This window comes from Acinetobacter sp. neg1 (assembly GCF_000788125.1).
GTDB lineage: Bacteria > Pseudomonadota > Gammaproteobacteria > Pseudomonadales > Moraxellaceae > Acinetobacter > Acinetobacter vivianii.
Window position 1 is genome coordinate 130,630 of the sequence record NZ_JSZD01000020.1, and the last position, 25,776, is coordinate 156,405.

General features: G+C 41.3%; 19 protein-coding genes. 15 read left to right on the top strand and 4 right to left on the bottom strand.

Going from position 1 to position 25,776, the window contains the following annotated elements:
• Positions 1–4 precede the first annotated feature (4 nt).
• From PJ15_RS14905 to PJ15_RS14930, 6 genes are all read left to right on the top strand, one after another.
• The gene (locus PJ15_RS14905; protein WP_047432119.1) at positions 5–1,396 is read left to right on the top strand and encodes an efflux transporter outer membrane subunit; all 1,392 of its coding nucleotides are present in this window, start codon (positions 5–7) and stop codon (positions 1,394–1,396) included.
• Positions 1,397–1,864: 468 nt separating this feature from the next.
• Entirely contained in the window at positions 1,865–2,383 is a 519-nt protein-coding gene (locus PJ15_RS14910) for a fimbrial protein (protein ID WP_047432122.1), read from the top strand.
• An 84-nt stretch (positions 2,384–2,467) separates the two neighbouring features.
• Positions 2,468–3,226 (top strand): molecular chaperone, encoded by a 759-nt coding sequence (locus PJ15_RS14915; RefSeq protein ID WP_047432125.1) that lies wholly within the window; start codon positions 2,468–2,470, stop codon positions 3,224–3,226.
• Between the two features lie 17 nt (positions 3,227–3,243).
• Positions 3,244–5,865, top strand: coding sequence for a fimbria/pilus outer membrane usher protein (locus tag PJ15_RS14920; protein ID WP_047432127.1), 2,622 nt, complete (start codon positions 3,244–3,246; stop codon positions 5,863–5,865).
• 2 nt (positions 5,866–5,867) lie between these two features.
• Positions 5,868–7,439 carry a fimbrial protein gene (locus PJ15_RS14925; RefSeq protein ID WP_227504700.1) on the top strand — a complete coding sequence of 524 codons (1,572 nt, stop codon included), beginning with the start codon at positions 5,868–5,870 and terminating at the stop codon, positions 7,437–7,439.
• On the top strand, positions 7,436–8,182 hold the full coding sequence (locus PJ15_RS14930) for a molecular chaperone (RefSeq protein WP_047432129.1): 747 nt from the start codon (positions 7,436–7,438) through the stop codon (positions 8,180–8,182). The genes PJ15_RS14925 and PJ15_RS14930 overlap by 4 nt, the downstream gene beginning before the upstream one ends.
• 12 nt (positions 8,183–8,194) lie before the next feature.
• On the opposite strand, the gene PJ15_RS14935 is transcribed toward PJ15_RS14930, so the two are convergent.
• Positions 8,195–9,220, bottom strand: a complete 1,026-nt coding sequence (locus PJ15_RS14935; protein WP_047432131.1) for an AraC family transcriptional regulator — start codon at positions 9,218–9,220, stop codon at positions 8,195–8,197.
• Between the two features lie 489 nt (positions 9,221–9,709).
• On the opposite strand from PJ15_RS14935, the gene PJ15_RS14940 reads away from it, so the two are divergent.
• Positions 9,710–12,169 (top strand): acyl-CoA dehydrogenase, encoded by a 2,460-nt coding sequence (locus PJ15_RS14940; protein ID WP_047432134.1) that lies wholly within the window; start codon positions 9,710–9,712, stop codon positions 12,167–12,169.
• Between the two features lie 217 nt (positions 12,170–12,386).
• Positions 12,387–12,497 carry a hypothetical protein gene (locus PJ15_RS18670; RefSeq protein WP_005229212.1) on the top strand — a complete coding sequence of 37 codons (111 nt, stop codon included), beginning with the start codon at positions 12,387–12,389 and terminating at the stop codon, positions 12,495–12,497.
• Positions 12,498–12,605: 108 nt separating this feature from the next.
• Here PJ15_RS18670 and PJ15_RS14945 read toward each other — a convergent pair whose 3' ends face one another.
• Positions 12,606–13,286: a hypothetical protein gene (locus PJ15_RS14945; RefSeq protein ID WP_047432137.1), complete on the bottom strand. Its 681-nt coding sequence runs from the start codon at positions 13,284–13,286 to the stop codon at positions 12,606–12,608.
• A gap of 48 nt (positions 13,287–13,334) precedes the next feature.
• Positions 13,335–15,503, bottom strand: a complete 2,169-nt coding sequence (locus PJ15_RS14950; protein ID WP_047432140.1) for a TonB-dependent siderophore receptor — start codon at positions 15,501–15,503, stop codon at positions 13,335–13,337.
• A gap of 433 nt (positions 15,504–15,936) precedes the next feature.
• Between PJ15_RS14950 and PJ15_RS14955 the strand changes: the two genes are divergently transcribed.
• The 3 genes from PJ15_RS14955 to PJ15_RS14965 all read left to right on the top strand — a co-directional run bounded on the left by PJ15_RS14955 (position 15,937) and on the right by PJ15_RS14965 (position 19,942).
• The gene (locus tag PJ15_RS14955; RefSeq protein WP_047432143.1) at positions 15,937–17,028 is read left to right on the top strand and encodes an amidohydrolase family protein; all 1,092 of its coding nucleotides are present in this window, start codon (positions 15,937–15,939) and stop codon (positions 17,026–17,028) included.
• A complete protein-coding gene (locus PJ15_RS14960) occupies positions 17,015–17,857 on the top strand; it encodes an SDR family NAD(P)-dependent oxidoreductase (protein WP_047432145.1) in 843 nt (280 codons plus the stop codon). The genes PJ15_RS14955 and PJ15_RS14960 overlap by 14 nt, the downstream gene beginning before the upstream one ends.
• Positions 17,858–18,241: 384 nt before the next feature.
• Positions 18,242–19,942 (top strand): NAD-dependent malic enzyme, encoded by a 1,701-nt coding sequence (locus tag PJ15_RS14965; RefSeq protein ID WP_047432147.1) that lies wholly within the window; start codon positions 18,242–18,244, stop codon positions 19,940–19,942.
• An 84-nt stretch (positions 19,943–20,026) separates the two neighbouring features.
• Here PJ15_RS14965 and PJ15_RS14970 read toward each other — a convergent pair whose 3' ends face one another.
• Positions 20,027–20,449 carry an Lrp/AsnC family transcriptional regulator gene (locus tag PJ15_RS14970; RefSeq protein WP_004771166.1) on the bottom strand — a complete coding sequence of 141 codons (423 nt, stop codon included), beginning with the start codon at positions 20,447–20,449 and terminating at the stop codon, positions 20,027–20,029.
• Positions 20,450–20,672: 223 nt separating this feature from the next.
• Between PJ15_RS14970 and PJ15_RS14975 the strand changes: the two genes are divergently transcribed.
• From PJ15_RS14975 to astD, 4 genes are all read left to right on the top strand, one after another.
• On the top strand, positions 20,673–21,947 hold the full coding sequence (locus tag PJ15_RS14975; protein WP_123775033.1) for a Glu/Leu/Phe/Val family dehydrogenase: 1,275 nt from the start codon (positions 20,673–20,675) through the stop codon (positions 21,945–21,947).
• 82 nt (positions 21,948–22,029) lie between these two features.
• The gene (locus PJ15_RS14980; RefSeq protein WP_005256580.1) at positions 22,030–23,235 is read left to right on the top strand and encodes an aspartate aminotransferase family protein; all 1,206 of its coding nucleotides are present in this window, start codon (positions 22,030–22,032) and stop codon (positions 23,233–23,235) included.
• A 21-nt stretch (positions 23,236–23,256) separates the two neighbouring features.
• Entirely contained in the window at positions 23,257–24,300 is a 1,044-nt protein-coding gene (gene astA, locus PJ15_RS14985; RefSeq protein ID WP_047432151.1) for an arginine N-succinyltransferase, read from the top strand.
• On the top strand, positions 24,300–25,769 hold the full coding sequence (astD, locus tag PJ15_RS14990) for a succinylglutamate-semialdehyde dehydrogenase (protein ID WP_047432154.1): 1,470 nt from the start codon (positions 24,300–24,302) through the stop codon (positions 25,767–25,769). The genes astA and astD overlap by 1 nt, the downstream gene beginning before the upstream one ends.
• Positions 25,770–25,776: the final 7 nt, after the last annotated feature.

Sequence of the window (25,776 nt, forward strand, 5' to 3'; positions counted from 1 at the left end):
CGCTATGAAAAAAACAGTCTTCACACTTTCTATCAGTGTTGCTGCTGCAATGTCTTTGATGGCTTGCCAATCTCCCACGTTCAAGCCTGCAAGCTATCAGCAACCTGAGATTCAGAGTCCTGCACAGTATAAGTATGCAGGTATAGCATGGATTGAAACTTCTCAAATCAGTACCAAACCACAGCAATGGTGGGAGATGTATCATGATCCGATTTTGTCCACACTGATTCAACAACTGGATCAGGACAATTTGAGCATTCAACAAGCACAAGCCAAGTATCGTCAGGCGATTGCACTGTTAGATGGGCAACGTGCCAATGCGCTTCCAAACATCACCATAGGCGGTAATGCCAATCAGACCGAGACTAAAAACGCTGCTAAGAATCGGCAATTTGGTGCCAATGTGGCGGTGAGCTGGATTCCTGATCTTTGGGGGAGAGTTGCAAAAGCGGTTGAAGGTCAACAGGCCAATGTACAGGCTTCTGTGGCAGATCTTGCTGCAATTAAACTAAGTCAACAATTGATGGCGGCAGAGGCATATTGGAGCATTCGTTTATTTGATGCCAAACTGGACGTTCTTCAGCAAACGCAACACAGTTATCAACGCTCAGTGGGTATTTTACAACAGCAATATCAAGCGGGAATGATTGCCCGCGCAGATGTGATTCAGGCCGAAACCCAACTGAAACAAGTCGCTGTGCAATTGTTAGAACTGCAACGCAGCCGAGATTTACAGGAAAATATTTTAGCGCTCTTAGTCGGGCAGAATGTTGCTGACTTTAATTTAAACAAAAGTCCTTATCAATTTAGTACTCCCCAGATTCCGACCCAAATTCCAAGCCGCCTTTTAGCACAACGCCCTGATGTGATTCGTCGTGAGCGAGAACTTGCGACCACGCATGCACAACTGGGTTTAGCGCAAACCGCATGGCTGCCGGATCTTACCATTAGCGTGGATAGCAGTGTGAATAGCCCAGTGTTCCATACGCTATTGCAATCCCCGAATACAGCATGGTCAGTTGGGGCAAAAGTCCTAGGCACAGTGTTTGATGGTGGAAAGCGGCGTGCTGATATTCAACGGGCGCAAGCCAATTATGATGAAAAACTTGCTGCCTATAAGCATTCAGTTTTGACGGGTTGGAAAGAAGTTGAGGATGGTTTATTGCAAGCGTCACTGTTCCAAAAACAGATGATAGAACAACAACATCTTCTCAAGCTTTCTACTGAAAATGAACGGGTCGCCACACAGCGTTATCAAGCGGGTTTGGTGAGCTATCTTGAGGTTGCCACAGCGCAAAATCTACGTTTAAGTACGAAAGAACGCTTATTGGAGCTACAACAATTGCATCTTAAAAACTCGGCACAGTTGGTGGCGGCTTTGGGAGGCAAGATTTGAAAATAGTCATTAGCCGACTTTGCTTCCTCAAAAAACAGTATTTAGCAGTTTGTTTGCTGTTGAGTTAAGTCGGATTTAAAAACAGAAAGAATAACTTAAATTAGTGCTGAGCTTCGTTTAGACGTTTTTCTTTAAGGAGCTTAAGTCTAAATTTTAGTCATTAAAATCTAAGAGAGATATAGCTTTTAAACTAAAAATATAAAAAAGCGTTGTATTGCTCGGTGATAAAGCAATGAAATAAAAAACGATAAGAAAAAAGCCTATAAATACAATTTAAGAAACTTAATACAAAACTCTTCTCATAAAAAATGTCAATTTTTAGTTCTAAACTATCAATGTAACTTTTGTAATTTTGGGTAATATTTTTTTATGGATATATCGTGTGCTGAAAATCTGTAAAGGGCGGATCTAAGCACATAATATATTCTTTTTATTCATTAATTTTAATTATTTTTGAAGGAAGTTGTTATGAAAATTAAGTTTTTAACAATGGCTTTAATTACATTGGGGACAGCAAACTTAACTGTAGCAGCAGAGACAATTACGTTTGTAGGAACGATTGAGGCGAACACTTGTACTGTTGATGTTGGCGGAACAGCGAGCCCTACAGTGACATTACCTACAGTAGGAATAGGTGATCTAAATGCTTCTGGTGATACTGCTGGAGCAACATCTTTTACCGTAAATCTTTCAGGTTGTAATGGGATTGCTGATGACGTGGCAGTACGTTTTGCTGCGCATAATCCTGAAGGTGCTAATTTAGGCATTAATACATCAAGTACAGCATCTAATGTTGCTGTTCAGCTACTGAATGGTAATGCTGGAGGAAACCCAATTGTATTTAGTGGGGGTATTGGTGTTTCTGAACAAACAACAACTTCAGGGGGTACAGCAACTGTTCCATTAACAGCTCAATATTATGCAACTGGCGCTACGACTGCGGGAACTGTTACAGCGGTTGCGGATTATGAAGTCGTTTATCCATAACTAAAAAAATCCAGACATATGCGTACGGACAGTTAGTCATATGTCAGGTCCTTTCTTTGATCCTTTAATTGAAGGTGTGGACTAATGTCTGAGCATTTTTATATTTTATTTCGACATTTTTTTTCAGTATTTTTTGTCTTGGGGCTATCGATTCATTCCTGTTTTGCAAATGTGATCATGACAGGTACACGAGTTATTTTTAATGCGGAGAGTAAAGAAAAAACGCTTCAATTTAGTAATAAAAGTGAAATCCCATATCTGGTTCAGGTCTGGCTTGATCAAGGTAATGATAAGTCTACACCTGAAAGTGCAGATGCACCTTTCTTAGTGAGTCCTCAAGCTTTTCGTGTCAATGCCCATCAGGGACAAATGGCGCGTTTGGTTTATTTACCTGAAGATGTTTTACCTCAAGATCGTGAATCAATTTTTTATTTAAACTTTAAACAAACGCCGGCATTATCAAAAGATTTAATTAATGAAAATAAACTGGTTCTGATCGTCAAAAACCGTTTGAAAGTCTTTTATCGCCCTAAAAACTTGCCAGATAAAATCGAGGATGTTGCCCGTAATCTTCGTTTCCAATTATTAAATGATGCCAAAGGAAGCTGGTTACAAATAGACAATCCAAGTAGCTATTATGCGAATTTGACCCAAGCCAGCGTCAAGATAGGAACACACATCATACAAGCTCAATCTGTTCAAATGATTGAACCGAAGTCTAAGGGAAAATGGTTACTGGAAAAAAGACTTCCTGCCCATCAGTTGGCGAGTGTCAGTGTCCGGATGGTAAATGACTATGGTGCAACGGATCCCTATGATATTTCACCACAAATATCTCGTTAGAGTTGAAGGGATATTTGATGAAAAAGTATCAATTCTGGACAAGCAACTCAAATTATTTTGTTTGTTTTTTATCGGCATTTTTATTGTATACACCTTTGGCGCAAGCAAGTGAAATTGAAAACTCGAATGATTTAAATGACTATCAATTTGCTCCTGGTTTATTTAAGGGAAATACATTAAGCCGGAACATGATTGAGCGCTTTAACGAAGCAGAGAAGGTTGAGGCTGGAACTTATAAAGTTGATCTGTATGTCAATAACCGTTTTATTGAGCGCCGTGCGATTGAATTCAGACCTTTGAAAGAAAATACACAGGGCGTGGAGCCTTGCTTCATGCCTGAGTTATTAGAAAATGCAGGCATTCTTGGAAGTTTGGATTATCGTCAGCAACAAGAACAGCGCAAAAAAAATGTGAGTGGGGGAACACAAGAGACAGATCAGGAATGTTTGTCTCTTAAAGCTGTGGCACCTGAAAGTACCGTGTATTTTGATTTTTCTTTACTTCGCTTAAATCTCACTGTCCCGCAAAGCTTAATGAAAAATATGCCAAGAGGATATGTAAAACCAAGCGAGTTGAACGCTGGGGAAAGTATTGGTTTTATTAACTATACTGGAAATTATTACTATACAAATACCAAGAATATATATGGCAAGCATCTTGATCGGGATTCGGGTTTCTTAAATCTAAGTGGCGGAATAAATTTGGGGAAATGGCAGTATCGTCAGCAATCCAGTTTAAGTATTGATAATGAACATGAGCGTGAATGGAACCATTTACGTAGCTATGTACAAAGACCAATTGATCAGTTGCATTCCCAACTTTCTCTAGGGCAGCTATATAGCTCTGGACGTTTCTTTTCTGGCTTGGCATTCCAAGGTTTAAGTCTGGCAACAGATGAACGAATGAGACCTAGCTCATTACGTGGTTACGCGCCTGTGATTCGGGGAACAGCCCAAAGTAATGCCAAGGTTTCAATACGACAAGACAATAAAGAAATTTATCAAATTACAGTTGCACCAGGGCCTTTTGAAATTAAGGATCTATATCCCACCAGTTATAGCGGAAATCTGACTGTTGTAGTCACTGAGGCAGATGGTAGCACCCATAGTAGTGAAGTTCCTTATGCCGCCGTTCCACTTTCTTTGCGTGAAGGTACATCCAATTATAATTTTATTGTTGGACGAACAGACTTGGCGAATACAAAAGACGTGGGCTTTGCTGACCTGACTTATGAATATGGTTTAAATAATTTAATGACATTAAATGGGGGATTGCGTGTTGCCAGTGGATATCAGGCAGGCGCATTGGGTGGAGTATTTGGGGGTTCATATGGTGCTTTTGGTTCAAATATTACTTATTCGCGAGCAAAACTACCGAATATGGAGACTCATCAATATCTAGATGGCTGGATGGCAAATCTCAATTACAGTAAAACCTTTCAACCTACGGATACGGTGATTTCGATTGCTGGTTATCGTTATTCCACTTCTGGTTTCCGCGATTTAAATGATGTGCTGGGTATTCGTAATGCATGGGAAAATAACGACAGATGGAGTTCATATGGTTATTTGCAACGTTCCCGTTTTCAAGTCGGTTTAAGCCAAAGCTTTGGAGACTATGGTTCGTTTTATCTTTCTGGCTCAACACAGGATTATCGTGACGGTCGTGAAAGAGATACCTTATATCAGGCGGGCTATATGAAAACTTTTGGTATTGTCAGCTTGAATGTGAACTATACCCGACAGCGTACGCATACTTTAACGGGTAAAACCATCAAAGAAGAACGCTTTGATAATTTTGGAGGAATTAGCATTAGTATGCCGCTAGGGCGTGAACGTTCAGCAAGTACACCGCAATTAAATACAAATTATAACCGCAGCAATAACAGTGATAACCACCAAATTGGAATTACAGGGGCTTTAGATAAAGATTATAGCCTCAGCTACAGTCTAGGGGCGACGTTGACAGACTGGGGCGAGCAGAAAGCCTATACGGCTGGTTTATATAAGCGATTGCCAGTCATGCAGGTCGGACTGAATACTGCAATCAGTGATGACTATAGACAAGCTTCAATCAATTTTAGTGGTGCTTTGGCTGCCCATTCTGGTGGAGTTACATTGGGGCCTTATCTGGGTGATACCTTTGCTTTAATTGAAGCCAAAGGGGCAAAAGGAGCCAATATTGTAAGTTCGCCTTACAGTAAAGTTGATCGTTTTGGTTATGCCTTAATTCCAAGTATTAATCCTTACCATTACAACACCATTGCGCTTGATCCTCATGGAATGGCTGAACATGTTGAATTAGAAGGTGGGGAACAGCGAGTCGCACCTTATGCTGGCGCAGCGGTAAAACTCAATTTTAAAACACGTTATGGATATAGCGTGTTGCTCCAGGCTAAAACAGCTACAGGGGAAAATGTCCCTATGGGGGCAGATGTTCTTGATGAGCAGGACAATCTTATTGGCATGGTAGGGCAGTCTGGACAAGTTTATTTTCGCGCAGAGCAACCACAAGGTAGGCTGATATTGAAATGGGGGGAGTTAGAGAATCAACAATGCCGTTTGAATTATCAACTTGATGATGAGCAGTTAAAACAACCATTGATCAAACAGCGTGCTCAATGCGAGATGGTATTTTAAAGATGAAAAAGCAAATTATAGATTTTATTTTATTGGTGTTGATTCTGGGCATGAGTCGTATAGGTTGGGCTGCTTGCCAACAGGTTGATTGGCAAAGTGGTGCCTATTATACGGGCTATTCGAATACACGGCCTATCACCCAGACAGAAGATGGTCACGCTGCAAAGATTCGTATTGGCAATATTCATTTGATGGATATTGCGATTCAACCTGCTGGTAGTGTATTGGCTCAAGCGGCGGTTCCTCCAACGGAATATAAAATTCGAAATGCGCATGCGGAAAGTCTGTTATGGGCATGCTCCCCAGATACAGATATGAGCAAAATTCGATTTCTAACTTCGGTCAATGGAGATGATCGAATTGGAGGTTACTTTAAGGTGAATCCCGATGATGCTGGCGGACAAGAAAATGTTTTTTACACCTGGTTTAAAGGCGTTGGCATCCGTCAAATTATGAATGGTGAGGCTCTTGCACCCCAGTGGACTGAACTGCCTATAGCATTTGAAACAGCTGATTTGAATACTCCTTCAGGTGCAGCAAAAGATAAATGCCAAGCGGGCTGGCATTGTGTCCGTTTAAAGCATGTGCCTGTTTTACAGTTTGAACTGATTCGTGTAAATGGTCAGCCTCCTTATATTAGTGCTGCCAATGCTTATTGTAATCTTACGACGACGCCTTCCAATGCGAGTGGAAATGATCGGGGAATGGGGCAATCTGGAAATTACAATTGTGCCCAGCCTTCGTCTTATATTACTTTGGGCCACACAGGCACTGCACATTCTGGAGGGAGTGAAATTGGAGATGAATATGTAAGTTTCCCACACGATACCGTAGGTGTAACCCATAGCACGGATATTTCAACCTATCGGTTTTGGGGAGCGGATAATGGATTTGGATACACATTATATGATGCGGTTCACCTGATAAATGATGGTGTAGCTTGCAAAGTCAATAATGTTAGCCCTTATGTAAATTTTGGCACTACTACCATCAATGAGTTAAATAACGGAAATCATGTTAGTCAAGATTTTGAAGTCCTGGTGGATTGTCATAATCATGTTGAAACGACTTCAAAGTCTGGCGTGAGTACAGGACAAGTCGCGATCGCCATTCAGGCATCTCATGGGGCTTATGAGGCAGCAAAGAACTTTTCGCCTGCCTTGGTGAATTCCAATAACGGGGTAACTGCATTGTTGTCAGATGATTATCTGAGTAACCCTACACGGGCAAAAAATGCTGGTATTTATATTAAATATCAGGGAACAGATGATTATTTGACTTTATTAGGACAACCGGGTGCAACTGGTACTTTACCTGATTCTAACCGTGATATTTATAACAGGACTTGTGGTCCCGATAATAATCAGCTTTGTTACCCATCAGTCACCTACCCGCAAGGGAATACAGCGGGCTGGTATCCTGTACTAGATCATGCTCAATCGATGAGTACTGCTGGAGACTATACGACCTATCGTATTCCTCTTACTGCTGATCTAAAACGGATTGATGGTGCAGAACCCGTTACAAGTGGAACAATTTACTCTACAGCTTATGTGGTCGTGAAAATACAATGAGATCTTTAGCTTTTATCTTCAGTATTTTCTTATTTTTTATCAGTACAGACGCGACAGCTGGGTTGGCGACGTCTTCCAGCCGAATTATTTACGAAGAAGGTACTCGAGAAAAACCCTTAATCATCGCAAACATAAATGATTATCCAATTGTGGTACAAGCATGGTTTGATGATGGAAGTGGTAATCCAGAATATGAAAAAAGTCCTTTTGTGATATTACCAGCTGTCTTTCGTATGCAGCCAGCAGGCATTCAATCATTAAGAGTTTTTTACAATGGCGCGGCGTTACCACCCAATAAAGAATCAGTCATCTGGCTAAACTTATATGAAATCCCTGGCGTAAAAAAAGAAGGGGCAGACGCGCATGCCAAACTTGATTTTGCGATGAATACACAACTTAAGGTTTTTTATAGGGCGAAGGGACTTCAGAAAATGAAGTTGCAGGATCTTATAAAAAAACTAAAGTTCTCTATTGAAAGGCAGGATGAAAAAGCTGTATTAGTTTGTGAAAATTCTTCTGCTTATCACTTTTCTTTTGCTCGAATAAGCTTGGTTTATCAGGGTGAAAAAACGAATATCATTCAGGAAATGGATATGATGAGTAGTCCATTGAGTAAAAGAAGATATATGCTTGAAAGTTCCATCGATGGTTTTGAATATATTGATTTTTCATTAATTGGCGATGATGGTCATATATATCATGGTAAAGTTGATCGAAATGGAGTTGTTATAGACGGATTTTAATGTAACCAAAAATTAGGAAGTTTTTGAGAGGTTTTTATTTTCCTCTCTCCATTTTAGTGGTGTTAATCCACTCCAACTTTTAAAAGCTCTTTGAAATACACTTTGTTCTGAATACCCAAGTAAATAAGTAATTTGATTAATATTTAATGTGCTATCAAGCAAGTGTTTTTTTGCAAGGTCAAAGCGGATATCTGCGAGTAGTGAATTAAAGCTATAACCATATTCTGATAGTCTTTCCCTAAGCTTTTTAGGCGAAATACTCATTTGTTCAGCAATAATTTCAAGACTGATTTTTTTATTTCTAATATTTGTGGTTATACATAATCTGATTTTATTTTCAAATTCGTTATAAGTGCCTAATTTATCTACGAGGAGGTCAGCATGTGTCTTTAATATCTGATAAAGATAAGGATCTGGTTGAGATAAGGGGATATTTTCCAAATTTTCTAGTGAAATAACGATAGATGTCGTTGGAGAGTTGAAGTTGACTGGACAACCAAAGTACTGCCGATAAAACTCAATATTTTTAGGAGGTTCATATAGAAAGTTAATACACTTGAGCGGTGCTTGATAAGGCGCAATTGAACGTTTGACAATGTTAATGAGTAGTGCAATAGCACATTCATCAACGATTAATCCCGGCTGGCCCAGATGGTCGTCCCATGAAAATTCTATTTCGGCATTTTTAACCTGAAAATATAAAAAATTAAGGTCATACGCTAAACGGATATATTTAATAAAATCTGGAATCGCATCAAGTAACGTCGGTTTTGAGAAGACCATATACGAAATAATGCCTGCGTAAGAAGGTTTAATAAAATCTGCAATCTTTAAACCAAGTGCATTTATTTTGTTTTGATCTTGAACCTTATTTAAGATATTGCACCATATATTAAATGGGATTCTATCCTCTAAATGATACAGGTTGCATTCAGAAGGAATATTTAGCTGGTGGAATTCGCAATAATCGATGATCATCAATGAAAGCGATGCACATACAGAACCCCTGTTTAAAAAATCTTTATTATTTCTATTCATGGTTTGGAGATTAAAGTGATTGCATTTATATTTTAATGTGAGTGGTTTTTGTTATCAATAGTATATTTTTTGTATCTTAATTTATGGGGTAATTAATGTGATTAAGTTTGCTTTTTAATGATTATAAGTTATTGTTTTTTGAATTGCTGGCATATATTGTTTATTTTTTTTGTTTTTTAAATTTTCTTATCGAAGTAAGCGTTATATATTCTAAAAATACAAAAATAATATTTCTTATGATTAGTGCTAATTTTTATAAGTTATTTTCATAATTTTTTTGGAAATAGTTTTTAATGTTTAGATTATGAATGAGAAAACTGTTTAGTGTCATCTCGATGAATTTATGTAAATTTTAGTAGTTAAGCGAGCAAATACTGACCCGATATGTAGAATAAAAAACAATCATTTTATTAAAGAATTATCTCAACTATAAATTCACTCAACGTTTCTCATTTCTGCTGTATGCCGATCTGAGCCAAAGGAGTAAACATGATTGTATTATTCATATTGCTTGGCCTACTGATTCAGCTTTTTGTTATTTGGGCTCTCTTTTATTTTGAAGCTACGCGAACCATTGGCTGTGTGGTGGCGATTGTAGCTGCCATTCTGTGTAGCGTTTTGATTACGCCTTGGAGTTTGTTACTGGGTGTGCCCATCATCATCGCGAGTATTATTCTCCTGATTACGCCGTTACGTGATGCGTTGATCAGTCGACCAGCTTTTAAAGTGCTTTCAAATGCCATGCCAAGTATGAGCACGACAGAAAGAGAGGCGTTGGACGCAGGTACAAGCTGGTGGGAAAAAGAACTTTTTATGGGGGCACCTGATTGGGAAAAGTTTGATCAATATCCTTATCCAGTCTTATCTACAGAAGAACAGGCATTTTTAGATAATGAAGTACAACAGCTCTGTTCGATGTTGGATGAATGGCAGATCCATCATCAGGAAAAAGACCTGCCGCCTGAGGTTTGGCAATTCATTAAAGACAATGGTTTTCTTGGTTTGATTATTCCAAAAACATTTGGTGGTAAGCAATTTACGCCTTTTGCGCAAAGTCGAATTATGAGCAAGATTGCTTCTCGCTCATTGACTGCTGCGGTGAGTTGTATGGTGCCGAATTCGCTTGGGCCGGGTGAGTTGTTGCTGCACTATGGTACAGAAGAGCAAAAACAACGTTATTTACCCGGCCTTGCAAATGGTACAGAAGTGCCTTGTTTTGGCTTGACCAGCCCTGAAGCGGGTTCGGATGCAGGGGCGATCCCAGATACGGGTGTGGTCTGTTATGGGCAATACCAAGGTCAGGAAGTCCTTGGCTTAAAAATGAATTTCTCTAAGCGTTGGATCACACTGGCTCCGATTGCAACCGTGATTGGTTTGGCTTTTAAACTTTATGACCCAGAGGGTTTATTGGGCGACAAAAGTAAAGTGGAATATGGCATTACCTGCGCCTTGATTCCAGCCGATCATGAAGGCATTCACATCGGTCCGCGACATAATCCAGGGGCGCCGTTTATGAATGGTACGGTTGAGGGAAGTGATGTATTTATTCCTTTGGACTGGATTATTGGCGGGCAGCAAAATGCTGGTAAAGGTTGGCGTATGTTGATGGAATGTCTAGGCGTAGGGCGTGGTATTTCACTGCCTGCTTTGGCAACCGCGGCAGGGGAAATGAGCTATCTGCTGGTGGGTGCATTTGCTAGTGTTCGCCAACAATTCAAAATCTCGGTTGGGCATTTTGAAGGGGTGCAAGAGGCGACCAGTGATATCGCCAGTGATGCCTACATGCTGGAATCATTCCGTTATCTAGTGACCTGTGGTTTGAACCAAGGTGGAACGCCTGCGGTGATGACGGCAATGGCAAAATACTATGCGACTGAAACCATGCGTAAGGTGGTCAATCACGGTATGGATGTGGTGGGTGGTCGAGCGATTCAGTTAGGTCCACGTAACTTCCTTGCATTGACTTATCAATCGATTCCAGTGGCTATTACGGTAGAAGGGGCAAATATTCTGACCCGTTCGTTGATGATTTTTGGTCAAGGTTCGATGCGTTGCCATCCTTATCTGTTTGAAGAATTGCAATTGTTACAAGCGGAAGATAAAGCCGCAGCGTTTAAGGAATTTTCACCATTATTGTTTAAACATTTAGCCTATACCTTCAATCGTGCTGCTAAAGCTGTTGCATTTTCGATTACAGGCGGTTCGGATGAGGGCTCTAAACAAGCCGATGATTTTTCTAAAGGCTATTACAATACGATTAACCGTTTCAGCGCTGATTTTGCATTAACGGCAGATATGGCGCTTGGGATTTTGGCAGGTGATTTAAAACGTAAAGAAATGCTATCTGGGCGTTTGGCTGATATTCATGCGCATTTATTTATTGCCACAGCGATCTTGAAATATTATGAGCATGGACAAAGAACCGAGGCAGAACAGAAACATGCCGAATTAGCGTTGAATAAAGCTTTGTATCAGGTGCAAGAAGCCTTCTTTAGCTTCTATGATAATTTCCCAATGAAACTTGCAGCATGTATGGTGAAATTAATTTGCTTCCCATTTGGTCGTCCAATTGCAGCGCCATCGGATCAATTGAAACAGGAAGTGGCGCAATTGATGATGCAAGAGCATGCGTTCCGAGATCAGCTCAAACAACATGTTTATTATACAACCGATGCAAATGATGTAATGGGACGGATGGAGTCCACTTTCCAAAGCCTGTTACAGTTGCAACCGTTGTGGAATAAATTTAAAAAAGCGGAGTCAAAAGACCAGTTTACAGGCCTAAGCTTTGAAGAACACATTGCCAATGCGATTGAAACAGGTTTTATTAGCACTGCTGAGGCAGAGTCGCTTTTACAATACAATGCCAAACGTTATGACAGTATGCTGACGGATATTTTTGATGAGCACTTAGTCGATGATCTGCCGCTTGAAAATCCTCATCTTTGAACTTGAATTGAGTCGCTTAATAACAGCTTGAAGCAGTCCTGAATATATGAGAAAGACGTTTTTCATGTCTCCTATATATATTCAGGGCTGTTTTCATAACAGTTCTCAAGTTTTATATCAATCTGTTATATTTTTTTTGCAAAATTCTGTGTCTTTTCTTGTTCTGTACCTTCCTGCACTATAACAACATGAATTGAGCAAAGCGAAAGGTGCCGATATGAGTTTTTTGAAAAAAAAGAATAATGCCAGTTTTGTGTTCTTCATTATTACGCTATATGCCTTTTTAGGCTTTGGCATTGGCTACGTGATCTGGGAATATCTTTTATAACAGCGTTGCCCAGATGCTTAGGGTTTATGTTCAAAAATCCTAAGCCTTTGCTGGAATACGGGCTGAAATTTGATGCATCCTTAAGAAAGTGCAAGCCGATTTTTAAGTCTATTTCTTTAATAACCATTGCACTGAGGCATCAAACAGTTTGAGACCATCTTCTGAAAGATTGGGAAAGGTCTCATTATTAAGAAAGAACATCAGCCGTTTTGCTGGGGCCAAAGATTCATAATCCATGGTTGCACCTTTTTCATAACCCCAGATGGCCACTTTTTCTGGTTGACCATAAATCGTCGCAATAATGGTAGCGCCTAATCCTGGCTTGCCCCAACTCATCGGTGCCTGTGCTTTATAGACGTTGCGCGTTCCCGCAGGAAGATGCGCCGATAGGGGATGCGGTGCATTGACCAGCCACAAGTAACGTTCTTTCTCAACTTCACCAAAATCAGTATCGATCCGTTTACCTGTCATCGCTAGATCATCGAGATAATCATTTTCCCAAGTCATCACTGGAATCGGGAGTTGACGCCAGCCTGATTTTAAATTTTTGGACGCAACTGTTGAAGAAAGGATTACCAGATCAGGATGATTTAAGTTGTTCGGTGCAACAGACTGATCAAGGAGTTCAACTTGATAACCTTGAGCCTGTAAATACTTCTGAATAGTTACATCGACAAAAGCAGAAGCGCCATTGAGCTGTGAAATGAGCGCAATTTTTGTCTTCGCATAAACAGAAGATGTTAATGTGAGCAGTGCTGCGATCAGCGTGATAGAAAGAAGCTTTTTCATATTGATCTCAACAGAGCAGTGATTGAAGCACTGCTCTGATCCTCTATTTTAGAATTTAAACGTTGCTCGCAACACCGCTTGGCGAGAGTCACCTTGTGATACCGCCAGATTATTAACGCTGGCGGTATAGTAGGTTTTATCGAAGATATTATTTAAATTAAACTGAAAGTTAACTGCCTGTTTAGCAATGGTGGTGTCATAGCTGATAAAGGCATTGGCCAATGCATACTCTGGCAGATCAAATTGATTTTTCGAATCTCCTGCACGTTTCCCTACATAATTACCACTGAGTCCTAAACGTAAATTGCCATTATAAAGTTCGCCATAGTTATAGGCCAATGCGAGTGAGGCGGTATCTCGTGCGACATTATTTAAACGATTGCCTTGTAGACCAGTTTCATCTTTAGTGACTTTGGCATCGGTATAGGCATAGGTCAGGGTGGCGTCGAGTTGATCGGTTAGACGGCCTGTAAGGTCGAGTTCAGCCCCTTTAGAGCGAACCGCACCTGTGGTGTGTAATTCTGTGTCCTGTCCCGGTTTAGTGATTGCCACTAAAACATTACGCTTTTTAATATCGTAGAGTGCAAAGTTGGCCTTAATACGATCATTAAATTCATATTTTGCACCGAGTTCATAAGATTTTGCCTGTTCAGGTCGGACATCCGAGTCAATAACAGCATTGCCACCTAAAGGAGCAATTGTAGAGTTCGGTTTGAGTGATTCGGTATAGCTCCCATACAATGAAAATTGGTCATTCCATTGATAGACTAAACCTGCATGTGGAAGCCAAGCATCATCATTGGTATTGGTATTTTCTTTAAATGGTCTGCCGCGCCCAGCAGTCTGTTGATAATGTAAGTAACGCCCACCAAGCACCGCAATCCATTTTTCATTTAAATGGATCGCATCTTGCAGATAAAAACCATAGGTATGCAATTTATCGGTTTGGTCACTATCCGACGCGACGATATTGCGGGAAGCTTCGACAGTGCCAAAATCTGGGTTGAGATAGTCTAGGGTAGAAGTGTCTCCACGAACCATATCGGGACGGAAATATTTACGGTATTCGATATCCGAACCGATCTGAATGTCATGCTTTAAACCGAGCAGATTGATCGAGCCATTGAGATAGGCTTGGGCATTACTATCTATGCTTTCTGCATTTAAGGTCGCATCGGTACGACGCTTCACAGTATGATTCTTTGTATCTAACGAGGTGACGCGTAACTGGTTAGCATCATAGGTTTCGTAGTTATAGGTATAGCCGAAATGCGCTGACCAGGTGTCATTAATTTGATGATCAACCAACAGTTGTGCCAGATGATCTTCACCTTTCATTTGATTAAAAGCTTCATCCAGACGTTGGTATTTTGAGATCGGTAAAGCTTTTTTTGTGTTGAGATCAAAAATGGTTGAGCGATCAAAAGGGACATCAAAATGACGATATTGATAGCTGAGATTGACTTTGGTCTGACCATTGTCCCATGCCACAGACGGAGCGATTAAAGTCTGTTTGAGATTGCCAAAATTACGCCAATAGTCTGTGTCAGAATGATCGACAATAAAACGATAGGCAAAGTTACTTTCATTAATTGCGCCCGTAGTATCCAGACTTGCACCTAAACCATTTTTACCCGCAGCAAAGCTTGAACCATAGATGGCCATTTCGGTTTTCTGGGTCATTTCAGGTTTTTTAGTCACCACATTGACCACACCGCCTGGATCCATAATGCCATAAAGGAGAGAAGCAGGGCCTTTTAATACTTCAACCTGTTCAACTGCCGCATTCATGGTTCGACCTTGCACAATTGGCATGCCATTCACGGTAATTGAACCATCACGGTTGTCTCCAAAACCGCGTTTCATGACTGTATCTTGAGTGCCGCCTAAGGTGTTGCCTTGAGTAATGCCGCTGACTTGTGTGAGTGCATTATCCAGATTCGCGGGCACATAATCTTTCACATATTGTTTGGAAACGACGTTGACCGTTTGAGAGCTCTCCAGATTTTTTTGATTACCTCTTAAGGTCGATGCTGTTTGCGTTCCGATATAGCCTGAGCTGGATTCAGCTTGTACTTTGATGGTGTCGAGCTGTGTGATTTCTGGTGCAGCAGTTTCTGCCCAAGTCAGCACAGGAATACAAGACAGAAGCAATGAACCGCTATATTTTAAAATTTCAATCGTGATGAGATTTTTACGCGGAGAGAATGCAGACATAGGAATACCTGAGCGATACCAAAAATAGGGTAGATACTGGAGAAAAGAGGCAATCAATCTGATGACAATTTGGGTCAATACAGCGATAAAAGCGTGCTCAGTATATTTAAATAGGAATCATTTACAAGAACTTGCTGGAAAGTAGGAAGCTTGAAAAAATAAGAGTTTGATAATACGTAAATTATTTTGAGTTTTTTATTTGTTCCTTGACGAATTACTTTATTTGAGATAAATACCTTTCAATTAATTGAAATTATTGATGAATTTCTAATTTTAAAAAGATCAAAGCAAAAATAAATGAATCGTATTCATAATGTCATATTGAAATAAATCATTTTATTCATACAGCCTTGTTCGGTAGGCTACAGTGATGAATTATGGTTAAAGTTAGATAAATTATCGCCATTTTAAAATAATTATATTGAGTTAACACATGGAAGAATTAGGCTTTTCGATCATTGATTCACATATCCATCAATGGGATCCTTATCACACACCGCATTCTGCTGCTGTATTGGTAAAAGCTTTAGGGAAATATCCCACGGTTATGGATCGTGTTGTTCGTTTAGTCAAACCTAAGCCTTTATTAGAGACATTAGGTACAACTCAATACGCATTGAATCCCTATTTACCAGCGCATTATCAAAAGGATAGCAGCTTATTTCCTGTAGAAAGCGTGGTGCATGTCGAAGCAAACTGGCATCATCACAAAGGCTTTGGTGTGGTGGAAGAAACCAATTGGATTAAGCAATTAGATTTTAATCGTCACGGTTTAAAGCTGGGTGCCATCGTTGCTGCGGCTGACCCAAGAGACCGAAAATTCAAAGACATTCTTAAAGCCCATCAGCAGGCGAGCCCACTCTTTTGTGGCATTCGTAAAATGGCGGCCTGGCATGAGGATAGTGGCATTTATCGATGGTGTGATCGGCCTCATCTTTATCGTGACAAGAAATTCTTAAAAGGTTTTGAACAACTTGCAAAAATGGATTTATCTTTTGATGCATGGGGATATTCCACTCAGTTAGCAGAAATCACTGGTTTGGCGAAACAATTTCCTCAAACCCGTATCGTCGTTGATCATCTGGTGACACCCGCTGGCCTGTTTGGAGCCGTGGGTAAGAAAACGGGAATTACCGCATCGCAGCGTGAGTCCATTTTTAGACAATGGCAGCAGGATATTGCAGTTTTGGCTGAACAGAAAAATGTCTATGCCAAAATTTCAGGCTTGATGATGCCAGTATTAGGACATCGTTTTTATCAACAAAAACGAACAGCAACGCCTTCTGAAATCGTGAATCTACTCAGCCCATTGCTTGAACATGCCGTTCAGGTCTTTGGCATCAACCGCATTATGTATGCGTCTAATTTTCCTATGGATAAAGCTAATGCGACATTAAATGACCTTGTGCAGGCTTATATCCAGATGCTTCGTCCTTATGGTGAGCAGGCGATGCACGCCGTTTTTAGACAAAATGCAGCCCATTTTTATCAACTTCATCTAGAGTCTACCCATGAAAAATTTTAATCAGAAAGTCGCTGCAATTACAGGTGCTGGTTCAGGGATTGGCCGACAGCTTGCACTTTTGCTGGCCCAGCAAGGAGCACATTTAGCTTTGAGCGATGTCAATGAACAGGGACTGGCGGAGACGAAGGCCTTGTTACAGCAATATCCTGTCAATGTTACCCTGACACAACTGGATGTTTCTGATCAGAACGCAGTCCGTGAATGGGCAGAACAGAGTTTTAAAGCACATGGCAAGATTAACCTGATTTTTAATAATGCAGGTGTGGCGCTGGCAAGTACCGTAGAAGGGATGGATTATGAGGAACTGGACTGGATCTTAAAGATTAACTTTTGGGGTGTGGTCTATGGCACCAAAGAGTTTTTGCCTTATTTAAAGCAAAGTGGCGAAGGGCACATTGTGAATATTTCCAGTCTGTTTGGCTTAACGGCTCAACCGACCCAAAGTGCCTATAATGCAACTAAATTTGCGGTTCGTGGTTTTACTGAATCATTGCGCCAAGAATTAAAGCTGCAACAGAATGGGGTGAGCTCAACCTGTGTACATCCTGGCGGGATTCGAACCAACATTGCCAATAGTGCACGTATGAGTGACAGCATTCGGGCTTTGGGGATGAATCCAGCTAAAGCCAGTCAGGCCTTTAATAAAGTGTTGAAAACACCACCTGAACAAGCTGCCAAAATTATTCTTGAAGCTGTGAAAGCAGATAAAGCACGTGTTCTGATTGGAAATGACGCAAAAATCATTGATCTGATTCAGCGTATTACACCGACTCATTATTCACATGCATTGAGTTTCTTTACCAAGAAATCCAAGAAAAAGCGGGCTTAACCTATACATTCAGGCATAAAGGAAGAACGATTTTCGATCAGCGAGTGAATAAGGCTTCCTTTATGGTTCCGTGGGCAATGAATAGAAAATAAAATTGCTGTGTTTGATTAACGATGAGATCTAAAATCTATTTGTGTTGAATAATTATACAGATTAGGTCTTGTGTATAAAAAACCTACAAAATATCGCCACAGATGGACTACAAATGTGCATTATTAGCGAGTACTATTTATTTCCTAAATGTTGAATCACTTTACATACCGTCAGATTATTCGGTTTCGAGGGCGGATTAGTGTAAATTATTCACTTCGCCAGAATTCTTTTTGCATAAGAATTTAAGCAACGAAATTTTATATATTTGACGGATAATCTCAAGAGTAAGGTATGCCTGCGACCCCTAGTAAAATCAAAAAACCTTTATATATTCCCTATGCTGGGAATGCTCTTTTAGAACTTCCGCTGTTAAATAAAGGCTCTGCTTTCTCTGAAGAAGAAAGAGAAAATTTTAATTTACATGGTCTCGTTCCATACAATATTGAAAACATCGAAGAGCAAACACAGCGCTCTTATCAACAGTACCTTTCATTTGACAGTGACCTGAATAAGCATATTTATTTAAGAAATATCCAAGATACCAATGAAACCCTGTTCTATAGCCTATTGAGTCAGCATTTGGATGAAATGCTACCGATTATCTACACCCCGACGGTAGGCGAAGCCTGCCAGCGTTTCTCTGACATTTACCGTCGTCACCGTGGTATCTTCATTTCTTATCCAGAAAGTAAATACATTGACCAAATTATTCACAACGTGAATAAGAAAAATGTCAAAGTCATCGTGATTACAGACGGCGAACGTATCTTAGGTCTAGGCGATCAAGGGATTGGAGGGATGGGTATCCCGATTGGCAAATTATCATTGTATACCGCGTGTGGTGGTATCAGTCCTGCCTATACCTTACCGATTACCATTGATGTCGGAACCAACAACGAAGAATTGCTGAATGATCCAATCTATATGGGTTGGAAACAACCGCGTATCCGTGGCGAGCAATATTATGAATTCGTTGAGCAAATTATTACTGCGGTGCGTCAGCGTTGGCCTGATGTGCTAATCCAGTTTGAAGACTTTGCGCAAATGAATGCTATGCCATTATTAACTCAGTATCGAGACAAGATCTGCTGTTTTAATGACGATATTCAAGGCACGGCGGCTGTAACAGCGGCAACCCTGATTGCTGCATCTCGTTCACAAGGCAAGCAGCTTAAAGACCAAACCATTACGTTTGTTGGTGCTGGTTCAGCAGGTTGTGGTATCGCAGAGCAGATCGTTCGTCAAATGATGGATGAAGGGCTAAGTGATCATGAAGCACGGTCACGTATTTTTATGGTGGATCGTTTTGGTCTCATGACCGATCAACAGCCGAATTTACTCGATTTCCAGCAGAAGCTAGCGACACCAACCAGTGCCATCAGTGACTGGGAGTATACGGGTGAATATGTCGGTTTACTGGATGTGGTGAAAAATGCCAAACCAAGTATTCTGATTGGTGTTTCTGGTCAGGCTGGCTTGTTCAGCGAAGAAGTGATCAAAACCTTAGCGAAATATTATAAGCATCCGATTGTTCTACCACTGTCGAACCCGACTTCACAAGTGGAAGCACAACCTAAAGATATTATCGAATGGACAGATGGCGCGGCGATTGTTGCTACAGGTAGTCCATTTGCACCAGTTTATTATCAGGGCAAGGCCTATAGCATTGCGCAGTGTAATAACTCATATATCTTCCCGGGAATTGGCCTTGGTGTCATTGCATGTGGCGCAACCCATATCAGTGACTCTATGCTGATGGCTGCTAGCACGGCTTTGGCCGATTGTTCGCCACGCCTGAAAAATCCAGCAGCGGATTTATTACCGAATATTAATGATATTCAGCAAGTGTCCAAGTTTATTGCTTTTAAAGTGGCAAAAGCGGCAATGGCTGATGGCTTGGCTGTTCCGATGAGTAATGATGTGTTGAAAACAGTAATTGATGATAATTTCTGGACACCAGAATATCGTAGTTACCGTCGTGTCACTGCTTAAGCGATAAGTGATTTTTTAAAGGGCGCATGATCATTCAGATCATGCGCCCTTATTTATGTCTGCAATCTTTGACTTTGGACCTGATCAGGTTTTATAGGTCGACAATAGAATACTGGTTTCACTATTGTAAATGCCTGAAATATTTCGGATTCGCTCCAAAGCCTTATCAAAATTTTCCAGACTGTCTGATTGTAGCTCGACCAGAATATCCCATTTTCCATTGGTGGTATGCAGACGCTCTACCGCAGATTCGAGACGCAATTCGCGGATGACGGCTTGGGCTTTGGTGCCCTCAACCATAATATTCATCCATGCCCGAATGATATTTTTCTCTGCACTGGGGCGGAAGCGCACTGTGTAACCTGTAATAACACCAGTCGATTCCATATATTCAATTCGCTTCTGTACCGTTGCGCGAGAAACACGCGTTTTGGCCGCCAGATCGGTAATGGACATCCGTGCATTGTCTTTGAGTAATCCTAATATAATATGATCGATATTGTTCATTTTGATATTTACTATTAGCAAATTGATAAAAAATAATTCATTTTAATCATTATAACGAATTTTGTGAATCAATTTGATTCTTAATAATAATCTTATACAAAACCCCAAGCATTTTTGATTCAGTGAAAAGAAACACAGTGCGTATTAGGGAGGATGGGGTAGGACACCCTGAAAAAAAAGGGAATCTGTGAATAACAGGGACAATTGATTAATTAAGGAATAGATGATGTCTTTATCATATGCGGCTCAAAACGGTAGTGCTTGGCAAACTTTTCTTACTCAAGTTGATCGGGTAGCACCTTATCTGGATGCCGACCTCAGCAACTTTGTCAACACATTGAAAACCCCAAAACGTACCTTGATTGTTGATGTTCCAATCGTGATGGACGATGGTTCAATCCGTCATTTTGAAGGCTATCGTGTACAACACAACTTATCACGTGGCCCAGGTAAAGGCGGTATTCGTTATCACCAAGATGTTGAATTAAATGAAGTCATGGCACTGTCTGCATGGATGACCATTAAGACGGCTGTATTGAATCTGCCGTTCGGTGGCGCTAAGGGCGGTATCCGTGTAAATCCAAAAGAATTGTCACCACGTGAACTAGAGCGTTTAACTCGCCGTTTTACCAGTGAAATCAGTCCAATTATCGGCCCACAAATTGATATTCCTGCACCAGATGTCGGCACCAATGCCAATATTATGGGTTGGATGATGGACACATACTCAAGTATCAAAGGTCATACGGTCACAGGTGTGGTAACGGGTAAACCAGTTCATTTAGGTGGTTCACTCGGCCGTGTCCGTGCCACAGGTCGCGGTGTATTCGTAACAGGCATGCAGGTTGCAGAGCGTATCAAATTACCAGTCGAAGGCAGTAAAGTGGCTGTACAGGGCTTTGGTAATGTGGGTAATGAAGCGGCCTATCTGTTCAGCCATGCAGGCGCAAAAATTGTTACGGTACAAGACCATACGGGCACCATCTTCAATGCAGAAGGCTTGGATGTTAAAGCACTGCAAAAACATGTGGTGGAAACTGGCGGTGTGAAGGGCTTCGCCGATTCAACCGTAATTTCAGATGAAGAGTTCTGGACGGTGGATATGGATATTCTGATTCCAGCAGCACTGGAAGGTCAGATCACTGTTGAACGTGCACAAAAACTAAAAGCCAAAATCGTACTTGAAGGTGCGAATGGTCCAACTTATCCAGAAGCGGATGATGTCTTTGTTAGTCGTGATATTACCGTTGTACCAGATGTGATCTGTAATGCGGGTGGTGTAACCGTCAGTTATTTTGAATGGGTTCAAGATATGGCGAGTTACTTCTGGAGCGAAGACGAGATCAATGAACGTCTGGATAAATTAATGATTCAAGCGATTGGTGATGTCTGGAATACCGCCGCACAGAAAGAATGCAGCTTGCGTACCGCAGCTTATATTCTGGCATGTGAACGTATCCTGAAAGCGCGTAAAGAACGCGGTATTTTCCCGGGCTAATCCATCCCTTAAAAATTAGAGTAAAGGGCTTGTTGTGCATTCAACAGGCCTGAAGATTAAAAACAGGAAGTGAGTAAATAAAATGAGCGAAGTCGCAATTACACGTAGCAATTTTAATGATTGGATGGTTCCAGTTTTTGCCCCAGCAAATTTCATTTTAGTACGTGGTGAAGGTTCTCGTCTGTGGGATCAAAACGATAAAGAATATATTGATTTCGCTGGTGGGATCGCGGTAAACGCTTTAGGTCATGCACATCCTGTGGCAGTAAAAGCCTTAACTGAACAAGCTCAAAAGCTGTGGCATATTGGTAATGGTTATACCAACGAGCCAGTATTACGCCTTGCAAAACAATTGGTCGACAGCACTTTTGCGGATAAAGTCTTTTTCTGTAACTCAGGTGCAGAAGCCAATGAAGCGGCGTTGAAACTGGCACGTAAAGTTGGTTTGCTCAGTGGCAATGCAAACAAGAACCAGATTGTTGCTTTTAAAAACGCCTTCCACGGTCGTACTTTATTTACTGTAACAGCGGGTGGTCAGCCAAAATATTCTCAAGATTTTGCACCATTACCAGGTGGTATTGAACATACGGCATTTAATGACCTTGAAGCAGCAAAAGCCGCGATCACGGAAAATACCTGTGCGGTAATTGTTGAGCCGATCCAAGGTGAAGGCGGTGTTCTGCCAGCAGATATCGAATTCCTGAAAGGCTTACGCGCACTGTGTGATGAAAAAGGTGCAGTACTAATTTTTGATGAAGTACAAACAGGTGTCGGCCGTACAGGTTCGCTTTATGCTTATATGAATACGGGCGTAACACCTGACATTTTGACCACTGCAAAAGCATTGGGTGGTGGCTTCCCGATTGGTGCAATGATCACTACAGATCATTATGCCAACATGTATGCTGTAGGTGATCACGGTACAACTTATGGTGGTAATCCATTGGCTTGTGCGGTTGCTGGCGCGGTATTTGAATTTATTAATACACCTGAAGTGTTAGATGGCGTAAAACAGCGTCATCAATATTTCATTGATGCTTTAAATAAAATCAATGCGGAATATGGCTTATTCAAAGAAATTCGCGGACAAGGTTTATTAATCGGCTGTGTGCTTAAAGATGAATATGCAGGTAAAGCCAAAAATATTGTGACCTTAGCGGGTGAAGAAGGTTTACTGGCTTTAGTTGCGGGTACAGATGTGGTTCGCTTCACACCATCATTGATCATTCCTCAACAGGATATTGATGAAGGTCTAAATCGTTTTGTTCGTGCATTAGCACGCCTCTAAGTCTGCTGTGAGCATCTAACCATGATGATTGTTAGACATGCAGCGCATCGGGACTTAGATGATATTTATCGTTTAGCGCAACGAGCGGGGGAGTCTGGCATTGGCCTGACTTCCTTACCACAAAATAGAGACATTCTGGCTGAACGTATTACACGCACCACACGCACTTTAGCGGGTATGACCGAAAAGTGTGAGGCAAGTTATCTGTTTGTACTGGAAGACACCAGCACGCACAAAATTGTGGGTGTGAGTGCAATTGAAGTTGCAGTCGGACTGAATGAACCGTTCTACAACTTTCGGGTGGCAAAACAGGTGCACGCCTCTAAAGCCTTAAATGTGTATAAGACTTTAGACACTTTGTTTTTAAGTAATGATCATACTGGTTGCAGTGAACTCTGTACCTTATTCCTTGATCCTGAATATCGTAAAAACCAGAACGGCAAATTTTTATCCAAAGTTCGTTTTCTGTTTATTGCTGCCTTCCGTTCTTTTTTTGAAGAACGACTGATTGCAGAAATGCGTGGTTTCTCTGACCAGAATGGACGGTCACCCTTTTGGGATTCACTCGGTTATCTATTTTTCAATATGGATTTTGCCGCAGCGGATTATCTCAGTGGTGTCGGGCAAAAAGCTTTTATTGCAGAGTTGATGCCGAGATTTCCAGTCTATGTTGACTTGTTGTCTTCAGAGGCGCGTGAGGTGATTGCAGAAGTGCATCCACATACGCTGCCAGCGGCAAAAGTGTTGATGTCTGAAGGTCTTAAATATCAGGGTCATGTCGATATTTTTGATGCGGGACCAACACTGGAAGCCAATACTGCCGAATTACGGGCGGTAACAGAGAGCCGTTTGCTCAAAGTCAAACTTACTGAGCAGGTCGAAAGTACCGAGACGCATTTTTTGGTTGCCAATGACCAATATAAAGATTACGCCGTGTTGCTGATCAATAACAAAGTCGATGAAAGTGAGACTTTACATTTAACAGCAGCACAAGCACAGGCACTGAATATTGCTGAACACGATGAAGTACGCGTTTTAGCATTAGAAAAAATGGAGAAGAACTAATGTCACAAGGTGCATTATTAATTGATGGTGCTTGGATTCAAGGACAAGGGACTGCGTTCGCTAAAACAAATCCAGTGAGCAATGCACAAATTTGGGCAGGGCATGAAGCAAGCCAAGCCGATGTCGAACAGGCATGCCATGCAGCGCGTCAGGCATTTCCAGCATGGGCACGCTTAGCTTTAGAAGAGCGTATTGCAATTATTGAGCGTTTTGCTGGCTTATTGGAACAAAATAAAACCCAATTGGCTGAAGTGATTAGTCAGGAAACCAGTAAACCACTGTGGGAAACCTTGACTGAAGTACAGTCGATGATCGGTAAAGTAGCGATTTCAATTCGTGCTTATCATCAACGTACAGGGTTTAGCGAAACTGAAATGCCAGATGGGGTGGCTTCTTTACGTCATCGTCCACATGGTGTTCTCGCTGTATTTGGTCCCTATAACTTCCCTGGTCATTTACCGAATGGTCATATTGTTCCTGCACTGATTGCAGGTAATACCGTGGTATTTAAGCCAAGTGAACTTACCCCTTGGACAGCGGAAGAAACTGCAAAATTATGGCAACAGGCGGGTCTACCAAAGGGTGTGCTGAATATCGTACAAGGTGGACGCAGCACAGGTGAAGCACTCGCTGCGGCTGAACAAATTGACGGTTTGCTGTTCACGGGCAGTGCCAATACGGGTTATCACTTGCATAAACAAATGGCAGGTGCACCTGAAAAAATCCTTGCTTTGGAAATGGGCGGCAATAATGCCCTGATCATTGATGAAGCAACCGATATTGATGCGGTGGTGAATTTAGCTATCCAGTCGGCCTTTGTTTCTGCGGGACAACGTTGTACTTGTGCACGCCGTATTATTGTTAAACAGGGTGCCAATGGTGATGCTTTCATTCAACGTTTTGTTGAAGTCGCGAAGAACTTAGTCGTAGGAAGCTGGAATGCTGAACCGCAACCGTTTATGGGCGGTGTCATCTCGGCACATGCCGCGGAACAGATGTTGGCAGCACAAAGTAAACTCATTGCTTTAGGTGCAAAACCACTATTAGAAATGACGCGTCCACAAGCGGATAGTTCATTGCTTACTGCGGGTATTTTAGATGTCACTCAGGTGACCGATATTCCTGATGATGAATACTTTGGTCCATTGACCACGATTTATCGCCATAACAGCTTCGATGAAGCCTTAAACATTGCCAACAACACCCGCTTTGGTTTGGCGGTGGGTCTGGTGTCTCCTGAACGTAATTTATTTGATCGTGTATTGATTGAAGCGCGAGCAGGCATTGTGAACTGGAATAAACCATTAACAGGTGCATCAAGTGCGGCACCATTCGGTGGGGTTGGGGCATCAGGTAATCACCGTGCCAGCGCGTTCTATGCAGCGGATTATAGCGCATGGCCAATGGCTTCACTAGAAAGTGACAGCGTTACTTTACCTTCAAAATTATCACCGGGCATTGTGCTGTAAGTCGGCT